Source organism: Pseudomonas sp. P5_B2 (genome assembly GCF_056400445.1).
The window spans coordinates 1-1,379 of the sequence record NZ_JBFULH010000894.1; the positions used below are offsets into that span (position 1 = coordinate 1).

Below are 1,379 nucleotides of genomic sequence, written 5' to 3' on the forward strand. Positions count from 1 at the left end.
CAACACATGTCCAGCGATCCCTTGCTACAACCCTATAAGATCAAAAACCTGACACTACGTAATCGCATCATGACCACCTCGCACGAACCGGCATATCCGGTCGATGGCATGCCCAAAGAGCTGTATCGGGCCTACCACGTCGAACGCGCCAAAGCTGGTGTGGCATTGACCATGACCGCCGGCTCCGCCTCGGTATCGCGCGATAGTCCGCCAGTATTCAACAACGTGTTGGCTTACAAGGACGAAGTGGTTGGATGGATGAAGGATCTGACCGACGAGTGTCATGAACACGGCGCTGCCGTGATGATTCAGCTGACTCACTTGGGCCGCCGCACCCGTTGGGATAAAGCCGACTGGCTCCCAGTGGTATCACCATCTCACCGCCGCGAAGCATCGCACCGGGCCTTCCCTAAGAAGATGGAAGAATGGGACGTCGAGCGCATCATCAAAGATTACGTTGATGCCGCCGAGCGCATGAAAGCAGCGGGCCTCGATGGTTTGGAACTTCAGGCCTACGGACATTTGATGGATCAGTTCTGGTCACCGTTGACCAACGAACTGGAAGGCCCGTACGGCGGCTCCCTGGAAAATCGTTTACGTTTTACGTTCGATATCTTGAGAGGCATCCGCAAGCAATGCGGTGAGGATTTCCTTCTAGGAGTACGATACACGGGAGACGAAGATCTGCCCGGAGGATTCGGGGCACAGGAAGGCATGGCTATTTCGCACATGCTCAAAGATAGCGGCTTGGTCGACTTTCTTAACGTGGTGCGCGGGCACATTGACACCGATGCAGGCCTGACCGATGTGATACCAATTCAAGGGATGCGCAACTCACCCCATTTGGATTTCGCTGGCGAAATTCGCGCAGCGACAGGTTTCCCAACGTTCCATGCGGCTAAGATTCCCGACGTCGCAACCGCGCGCCATGCCATCGCCTCCGGCAAGATCGACATGGTCGGTATGACTCGTGCTCACATGACCGATCCGCACATTGTGCGCAAGATCATAGAAAAACGTGAGGAAGAGATCCGTCCGTGCGTAGGGGCAAACTACTGTCTGGATCGCATATATCAGGGGGGTGCCGCTTATTGCATCCATAACGCTGCGACCGGGCGTGAAACCACCATGCCCCACGAAATACCAAAAGCGCTAACCAAACGTAAGGTGGTAGTGATCGGAACCGGCCCGGCAGGCCTGGAGGCGGCACGCGTCGCCGGTGAGCGCGGCCACGACGTAACAGTGTTCGAAGCTGCTGACCAGCCTGGCGGGCAGATCCGGTTGACGTCTCTTAGTGAGCGTCGTCGTGAAATGATCAGCATCATCGATTGGCGCATGATGCAATGCGAACGTCTAGGCGTGAAGTTCAATTTCAACAC

1 protein-coding gene is annotated in these 1,379 nt (G+C 55.8%); it reads left to right on the forward strand.

Going from position 1 to position 1,379, the window contains the following annotated elements:
- Positions 1-6: 6 nt before the first annotated feature.
- On the forward strand, positions 7-1,379 hold a 1,373-nt coding region (locus tag AC1DRJ_RS27785; protein WP_477804967.1), incomplete at its 3' end, for an oxidoreductase.